Genomic DNA, 7542 nt, shown 5'->3' with positions numbered 1-7542 from the left:
GGAGCCCGTTCCTCATCTCATCGACGCACCCGCGCCAAGAACCTCATGACCCACAACAGCTAGTCCGGCCAGCGCCAGGGCGTTGACGACCTGAGCGGCATCGAACAGCGCATCCGCCGTGCGCGCCGGAAGCGGCCTGCGCAGGATCCGCACCGGCCCCACCGGTGCGAACTGCTCGGGATCCTGGGCGTGCAGCTGCTGGAACATCGGCCGTCTGCGCAGATGGTGGATCCCGGAGAAGGCCCCGATGCCGAGGCGCAGGGCGGCCGGTCGCAGGGGCTCGGCTGCGGGGACCAGGACGTCGGCCAGATGCCGGAGGACTGCTGCGCGGATGCTCATGACCTCTCCTTCCGAATGCGGCGCGCCCTGCCGCCGGGCGGTGCGGATGCGGGCCCGCCGACATTGCACACTGCGAGGACGGACTCCGAGCGGGGCGCCGTGTCCCCGGCGAAGTACTCGTCGAACACGAAGCGGCTGCGGACGACCTCGATGCGCTCGATCGTCGCCTCGCGCTCGCGCCGGCGCATGAGCTCGACCTCGACGGAACCCTCCCCGCCGATCGGCCGGGCCAGCGAATCGGCATAGCGCTGGGCGACCTGCACGGCACGGCCCTCGCGCACGTCGCGGGCGATCTGCTTGCGGACCTGGTTGAGCCCGCCCGCCCCGTAGTGCGCGTAGTGCGGCAGGATGCGCTCGCCGCCGGCGGTGAATCCGATGACATGGGGGACGACGATCCGGCCCCTGCGGTCCTCGGAGAACATCGGATAGGTCGACAGCGGGAAGGAGTCCTGGTCGATCTTGGCCCGGTCCACCTCCTCCTGGGGCCCGACGTAGTGGCGCAGCGGGGACAGCACGACCGCGGCCAGGGCCGCCAGCCCCCCGAGGCGCAGCAGGTCCGCGCAGCTCAGCGGCGGGCAGTGATCGGGGTGCGGATCGTTCATGGAGGCCTCCTGCTGCGCGGTGCGGTGCGGGGATCGGTCGTCGGCGGTCTCCGGGCAGCGGCGCCCGGGTGGCGGTGATCGCCTCGACGGCGCCCGGGCGGCGCTCGAGATGATCGTGGAGGGGGCGGGCGGGGTGCTCAGCCCGCGCGGCGCGCGGCGTCGGCCATGGCCGCCCCTGCGGCCCAGGCTCCCGCCATGCCGTGGACCCCTGCTCCCGGCGGCGTGGACGACGACGCCAGGTAGAGCCCGTGCGGAGCGAGGCGATGCGGCTGCAGGGCCGGGCGCGGGCGCAGCACCGACTGCAGGCCCGTCATGGCCCCCCCGGCGACATCGCCGCCGATCAGGTTGGGATTCCACTGCTCGAGCTGCGCGGGGTCGGTCGTGCGGCGCTCGCGGATGCGGTCGCGGAATCCGGGGGCGAAGCGCTCGATCTGAGCCTCGATGAGCCCGGCGACCTCCCCCGCGCGGAGCTCGACGTACCCGGCCGGAACATGCGCGTACGTCCACAGCACGGTGCGGCCCTCGGCGGGACCGTGCGCGCGGGAGGGATCCGCCGCCTGCTGCTGGCACACCATGACGAACGGTCGTTCGGGAAGTCGGCCGCGGAAGACCTGGGACTCGGCGCGGCGCAGCTCGTCGCTCGAGCCCACGACGTGGACGGTCGTGGCCTCGCCCACCCGGGGATCGGACCAGGGGACGGGGCCGTCGAGGAGGTAGTCGACCTTGAAGGCCGCGGCTCCGTGGCGCCAGCGGCCCAGCTGCGCCCGGGTCCGGTCCGGGATGGCGTCGCGGCCTGGGCCCGTCAGCTCGAGGACCTGCGAGGGCGTCATGTCCAGCAGCACGGCATCCGCCGGCGGGAGCTCGCGAAGATCGGAGATCCAGCGGCCCGTGCTCAGCGTCCCGCCGTGGCTGCGCAGGACGCTCAGCAGGGCCCCCGCGATCGCTCCGGTGCCGCCGCGGGCCACCGGCCAGCCCCTGGTCATGCCCAGGGCGCCGAAGAGCGTGCCGAAGGCGCCGGTGAAGGGGTGCCCCAGCGGGGCGATCGCGTGCGCGGCGGAGCCGAGGAGCAGCGCGCGGGCGGGGTCGTCCCGGAACAGGGTCCGGGCGAGGGCCGCGGCCGGGGGCGCGGCCCGCAGGCCGAAGCGCGCCATGGCGATCGGGTGCGGCGGCAGGCGCAGCATGGGGCCCAGGATGTTCTCCAGGTGGGCGTCGATGTCCGCCACGAGCGTCGCGTGCACCGCCCGCCATGCGCGGGCATCGCGGCCCAGCTCGGCCGCGGTCTCCTCGAGCCCCCGATGGAGCAGGGCCGCCGGGGCGCCTTCGGCCGGGTGCGCCATCGGGTAGGCCGAATGCGCCCACTCGAGGCCGTGGTCCTCCAGGCGCAGATCGCGGAACACCGGGCTGGCGATGCCGAACGGATGCCCTGCCGCGCCCAGGTCGACGATCGTGCCCTCGCCCAGGGCAGGCGCCGAGGCCGCGGCCCCGCCGGGATGCTCGCCGCCTTCGAAGACCTCGACCTCCCAGCCGTCGCGGGCCAGCAGGGCGGCGGCCGTGAGGCCGTTGGGTCCGGAGCCGACGACGACGGCGCGTCGGGTCCGGGCGATGTCGGCGGGGCGGGGCGGCATGGGCGAGGTCCTCCGTCGGACGGCGGCCGGCGCTGCGGAACGGGCGGCGCCAGCTTCGTTGATGCCCCCGACTCTGTGCCGGCGGGATGAAAGCCCGATGAGCGAGAGCCCGCCCCCGGCCGTGTATGACGTCGTGCGAACGGCGCTGCACAGCCGGGAGCGGGCTCGAGCGGGGTGGTCCTGCCTCCCCTGCGGGGAGGGGAGGGGGCCGATCAGGCGAAGGGCTGGGAGGCCTCGTTCAGCGCCGTGACCTCGTCCTCGGCGAGCTCGAGCCGGGTCGCGGCGATCAGCGACGGCAGCTGCTCGGGCTTGGACGCCGAGGCGATCGGGGCGCTGATGCCGCGGGCCAGCAGCCAGGCCAGCGCCACGGTGGCGGGCTCGGCGTCATGGGCCTTCGCGACCTCGACCACGGCGTCGACGACCCGGAGGCCGTCCTCGGAGAAGTACCCCTCGGCCATGTCCTTGCGGGCAGCGCCCTCGAGGTCCTCGCGGGTGCGGTACTTGCCGGTCAGGAAGCCCGAGGCCAGCGTGAAGTACGGGAAGACGGCGGCACCGTACTCGCGCGCGATCGGCGAGTAGTCCTGCTCGTAGTCCCGGCGGTGGACCAGGCTGTACTGCGGCTGGATGGCGACCGGAGCCGTCAGGCCCTCCCGGCGGGCGATCTCGAAGAACTCCCGCATCCGCGCCGGCGAGTAGTTCGACAGCCCCACCGTGAGGACCTTGCCGGACTGCACGAGCTCGTGGAAGGTCCGGACCTGATCCGAGATGGCGACGCTCTCGTCGTCGTAGTGCGCGTAGTACAGGTCGATGCGGTCCGTCTGCAGGCGCTCGAGCGAGGCCTCCAGCGAGGCCGTGACGGTCTCGCGGGCCAGGCCCTGGAAGTCCGGGTGGCGTCCGGTCTTGGTCGCGATGATGACGTCCTCGCGGTTCCCGCGGGCGGCCAGCCAGCGGCCCAGGACGGTCTCGGACTCGCCGCCGGAGTGCCCTTCGGCCCAGGCCGAGTAGACGTCGGCCGTGTCGATGAAGCTCCCGCCGGCGGCGACGAAGGCGTCGAGCACCTCGAACGAGCGCTGCTCGTCGGAGGTCCAGCCGAAGGTGTTGCCGCCCAGGTTCAGCGGCAGGATGTCGGCGTCGATGCCGGGGATGCGCGTGGTCGCGGCCATGTGCTGCTCCTTCCGATCGGTTCCGCCGCGCTGCGCGGACTCGGCAGCGGCGGCGCGGGTGTCATCAGGGGCAACGCCTCCCGCCCGGAGGCTTGTTCCGCGGGAGGTAGTCAGGGCGGCGGCACCGGTCTTGCCGCGGGGTGCCGGACGAGCGGCGGCCCCGTCGGCGGGTCCGACGGAAGCCGCCGCCGGCGCTGCGGGGTCAGCCCGCCTGCCGCCCGTGCTGCTCGATCACGCGGGTCTGCGTGTCCGGGGAGTCGATGATCTTGCCGGGGTTGAAGTTCTCCCCGGGATCGGCGGAGCGGAAGAGCCCGCGCAGGACCTCGACGCCCTCGGCGGAGACGTCCTGGTCCATCCACGGGCTGTGCTCCGCGCCCACGCCGTGGTGGTGCGACAGCGTTCCGCCGGCGTCGATGAACGCCTGCTGGATGCGGGTCTTGACCAGGGCGTACTCGTAGTCGACGTCCTCGTCGGTGAACGGGAACGCGAAGGTGAAGTAGAGGCAGGCCCCCGTGCGGTACGAGTGCGACATGTGGCTCATGATCCAGCCCTGGACGCCGAGCTCCTCGAAGGCGCTCTGCGCGGCCTCGTAGGCGGCCCGGTGCACGGTGGTCAGCCGGGACCAGGGGGCCGCCGTCTCGGAGACGTCGCCGATGATCTGCTGCTCGAGCAGGAAGTCGCGCAGGTACGGGGTGTCGAACTTCTTCTGGTCGTAGAGCTCGCCCGGGCCCGAGCCCAGGACGAGCGCGCCGTTGGCCTTGGCGATGCCCGCGACCGTCTTCCGGTGCCGGGCCACGTCCGCCTTGGAGCCCTCGAAGCACACGTAGGCGATGCACATGGCCTTGGTGTCCCAGCCGCGCTTGCGCATGAAGGCCCACAGCGCCTCCTGCCCCTTGGCGGAGATCTCGGCCTTCCGCGAGGTGGGCGCCTTCTGGGTGGCCAGCGAGAACTCGGTCTCGCGGGCGTCCGAGATGCGGGCGAAGGTCGTGGGGACCTCCGCCTCCTTGATCTGCCGGATCCCGGTGAGGCCCTGCTGCCATGTGGGGAACATGTAGGCGATGACCTGGCGCTGCTCGGCGATGCGGTGCACCTGGACCCACAGCTCGGTGATGATGCCCAGGCGCCCCTCGGAGCCGATGAACATCTCGCGCAGCGACGGCCCCGTGGAGGTCGAGGGCAGCGGGCGCAGCCGGACGGTCCCGCCCGGGCGCACGACGTCCATGCCGCGGATGATGTCGGCGATGTCGCCGTACTTGTCGGACTGCATGCCGGACGAGCGCGTGGCCGCCCAGCCGCCGATGGTCGAGTGGGTGAACGAGTCGGGGAAGTGGCCCAGGGTCCAGCCGCGCGCGTTGAGCTGCTCCTCCATGTCCGGGCCGAGCGCCCCGGCCTGGATGCGGGCGAGGCACGAGGTCTCGTCGATCTCCAGGACCCGGTTCATCCGCCCGAGGTCCACGGAGACGACGGTGCGGGTCTCCTCCGGGCGGGGCTGGAGGCTGCGGGAGATGCTCGTGCCGCCGCCGAACGGGATGAGCACCAGGTCGTTGTCCTGCGCGCAGCGCATCAGTGCCGCGACCTCGTCCTCGTCGCCGGGGTAGACCACGACGTCGGGCAGGCGGTCGAAGCGGTTCTGCAGCGTCTTCACGATGTCCATGACCGCCTTGCCGGCCCAGTGGACCACGCGGTCGTGGTCCTCGACCACGGTGTTCGCATCCCCGACGATCTCGACGAGCCGGGCGCGGGTCTGCTCGTCCAGGCGGGATGCCGGGACCTCGGCGGTGGCGAAGTCGACGGTGTCGGTCTGGCGGGGGCGCAGGTCCTGGCCGACCGCCTCCCGCACCAGCGGCGCGAAGGCGGGCTTGTTCTGCCAGGTGAAGAAGACGCCCTCCTCGCCCCAGCCCCACCACTTCATGTGCTTCACGTTCGGCATCGTGACCTCTGCTCTCTGCTGTGTTCTGTCTGCTGTCGTGCCCGTCGTCCCCGGGAGGAGCCGTCGGCGGTGCGGAGGCGGCGCCCCCGCCGCGGCTCACAGGGCGTCGGGGTCGTCGATCAGGGGCCGGTTCTGCGCGTACAGGGCCCGCACGGTCGCCTGGATGCGCTCGTTGTACGCGGGCACGGTCTCGTTCGGCCGGGCCCGCAGGGGCTCGCCCAGGGCGACGACGACCGGAGGCCGCCCCCAGCGCGGCCACGAGGCCCCCTTGGGCATGGCCTCGTGCGCGCCGATCAGCGCGACGGGGAGCACGGGGACCTCGAGGGACTGGGACAGGGCGGCGGCCCCGACCTTGAACTCGCGCATGCGGCCGTCCCTGGAGCGCGTGCCCTCCGGGAAGATGAGGACGGGGATGCCCGCCGCGATCAGCTTCTTGGTCAGGCCGCGGTTGGCGCCGCTGCCCTTGCGGTCGATGGGGAAGGCGTTGAAGACGAGCTGCGTGAACAGCCGCTTGTGCCAGGCGGTGAAGAAGTAGTCGGCCGCCACTCCCGTGGCCACGGTGTGGCGCAGGTTCGGCGGCAGCGAGCTCATGACCAGGGGCGCGTCGAGGTGGCTGGAGTGGTTGCACACGACGACGCAGCCGCCCTCGAGCGTCTCCGCGCCCGGTGCCCGCACGACCCTGCGCCGCAGCACGCGATCGATCATGCCGTTGAAGAAGAGCGTCTGCGCGACGGCCCGGGCGCGCCGCCTGGACTGCCCGGTGAAGTCGGTCAGATCGATGTGGGCCGAGGCCGCCGGCGGGGCGACGGGGTCGGGGCCGCGGTCCTCGTCGCGCAGGCCGTGGGAGTCGATGCTCTCCAGGACCGGCTCGTGCTCGGGATGGGCCCATTCGTCCAGGCGGCGGCGCAGATCGCGGGCCTCGCGGGCGGTGCGCTCCTGCGCAGAGGACTCGGGCGCGCGGTGCCGCGGCTGCGCTGCCGCATCCTGCGGGCCGCCGTCCCGGGGGCCGGCGTCCTGGGGGTCGACGCCGCTCATCGGGCCTGGCCCCGACCCGCCGGCTCGGCTCCCGCGGCCGCGGGAGCCTCGAGGGGGGCCTCCTTGGCCCGGGTGCCCATGAGCGCGCCCGAGCACCTGCGCACGACGGCGCGCGGGGCCAGCTTGGCGCCGAGCATGATCGCCTTGTAGCGCAGGGTCGGGATCGAGACGACGCGGCCGCGGGCCAGGTCCTTGAGCGCGGCCTCGACGAGATCGTCGGCCTGCAGCCACAGGAAGTCCGGGATGGATGAGCCGCTGATGCCGGCGCGGGAGTGGAACTCCGTGCGGACCCAGCCGGGCAGCAGGGCCATCACCTTCACCCCGGTGCCCCGCAGCTCCACCGCCAGCGACTCGGTGTAGGTGGTGCACCAGGCCTTGAGCGCCGAGTAGGGGCCCATCGTGACCTCGCCCGAGGTCGAGGAGACGTTGAGGATCCACCCCTCGCCGCGTGCGGTCATGGCGCGCGCGGCGGCCGAGGAGAGGTCGAGCACCGCCTTGGCCATGACGTCGATGCCGCGGTGATGCAGCTCGAGGCCGTCCTCCGCGTAGGTCCGCTTGACGGAGAAGCCGGCGTTGTTGATCAGCAGGTCGATCGGGCGCTGCGGATCCTCGAGGCGCTGCGCGACCCGCAGCACGTCGTCCGGCGCGCTGAGATCGGCCGCGATGGTCTCGACCTCGACGGCGAACTGCTCGCGCAGTCGGGCTGCGGTGGACTCGAGGCGCTCGGCTCCGCGCGCGACGAGGACGAGGGCGAAGCCGCGGCGCGCGAGGGCGTCGGCGAAGGCCGATCCGATGCCGGATGTGCCGCCGGTGATCAGAGCTGTCATCATGGGGGACAGGCTACACTA

At 73.1% G+C, this 7542-nt stretch carries 7 protein-coding genes; all 7 read right to left on the bottom strand.

The genetic code is table 11. The annotated features are described in order from the left end of the window. Window positions 1-12: 12 nt before the first annotated feature. The gene (locus FSY66_RS08595; RefSeq protein ID WP_144793684.1) at window positions 13-339 is read right to left on the bottom strand and encodes a hypothetical protein; all 327 of its coding nucleotides are present in this window, start codon (window positions 337-339) and stop codon (window positions 13-15) included. Next, window positions 336-941 (bottom strand): hypothetical protein, encoded by a 606-nt coding sequence (locus tag FSY66_RS08590; protein WP_144793681.1) that lies wholly within the window; start codon window positions 939-941, stop codon window positions 336-338. Before FSY66_RS08590 ends, FSY66_RS08595 begins: the two co-directional genes overlap by 4 nt. A 137-nt stretch (window positions 942-1078) precedes the next feature. Beyond that, window positions 1079-2566, bottom strand: a complete 1488-nt coding sequence (locus tag FSY66_RS08585; RefSeq protein WP_144793678.1) for a phytoene desaturase family protein — start codon at window positions 2564-2566, stop codon at window positions 1079-1081. A 212-nt stretch (window positions 2567-2778) separates the two neighbouring features. After that, complete coding sequence (locus FSY66_RS08580; RefSeq protein WP_144793675.1) at window positions 2779-3729, bottom strand: aldo/keto reductase; 951 nt, start codon at window positions 3727-3729, stop codon at window positions 2779-2781. 202 nt (window positions 3730-3931) lie between these two features. Then, the gene (locus FSY66_RS08575; protein ID WP_144793671.1) at window positions 3932-5659 is read right to left on the bottom strand and encodes an FAD-binding oxidoreductase; all 1728 of its coding nucleotides are present in this window, start codon (window positions 5657-5659) and stop codon (window positions 3932-3934) included. 96 nt (window positions 5660-5755) lie between these two features. Beyond that, a complete protein-coding gene (locus FSY66_RS08570) occupies window positions 5756-6694 on the bottom strand; it encodes a lysophospholipid acyltransferase family protein (protein WP_144793668.1) in 939 nt (312 codons plus the stop codon). Next, window positions 6691-7524 carry an SDR family NAD(P)-dependent oxidoreductase gene (locus FSY66_RS08565; RefSeq protein WP_144793664.1) on the bottom strand — a complete coding sequence of 278 codons (834 nt, stop codon included), beginning with the start codon at window positions 7522-7524 and terminating at the stop codon, window positions 6691-6693. The genes FSY66_RS08570 and FSY66_RS08565 overlap by 4 nt, the downstream gene beginning before the upstream one ends. Window positions 7525-7542 lie beyond the last annotated feature (18 nt).

This window comes from Kocuria palustris, assembly GCF_007666205.1.
In the GTDB taxonomy this organism is placed as follows: Bacteria; Actinomycetota; Actinomycetes; order Actinomycetales; family Micrococcaceae; genus Kocuria; species Kocuria palustris_A.
This window is presented reverse-complemented; position numbering and strand designations above follow the sequence as displayed.

Excerpts from the sequence above, each read along its gene's own strand:
- FSY66_RS08580 (WP_144793675.1), bottom strand. The coding sequence starts at position 3,729 with ATGGCCGCGACCACGCGCATCCCCGGCATCGACGCCGACATCCTGCCG.
- FSY66_RS08590 (WP_144793681.1), bottom strand. The coding sequence starts at position 941 with ATGAACGATCCGCACCCCGATCACTGCCCGCCGCTGAGCTGCGCGGAC.
- FSY66_RS08575 (WP_144793671.1), bottom strand. The coding sequence starts at position 5,659 with ATGCCGAACGTGAAGCACATGAAGTGGTGGGGCTGGGGCGAGGAGGGC.
- FSY66_RS08595 (WP_144793684.1), bottom strand. The coding sequence starts at position 339 with ATGAGCATCCGCGCAGCAGTCCTCCGGCATCTGGCCGACGTCCTGGTC.
- FSY66_RS08570 (WP_144793668.1), bottom strand. The coding sequence starts at position 6,694 with ATGAGCGGCGTCGACCCCCAGGACGCCGGCCCCCGGGACGGCGGCCCG.
- FSY66_RS08585 (WP_144793678.1), bottom strand. The coding sequence starts at position 2,566 with ATGCCGCCCCGCCCCGCCGACATCGCCCGGACCCGACGCGCCGTCGTC.
- FSY66_RS08565 (WP_144793664.1), bottom strand. The coding sequence starts at position 7,524 with ATGATGACAGCTCTGATCACCGGCGGCACATCCGGCATCGGATCGGCC.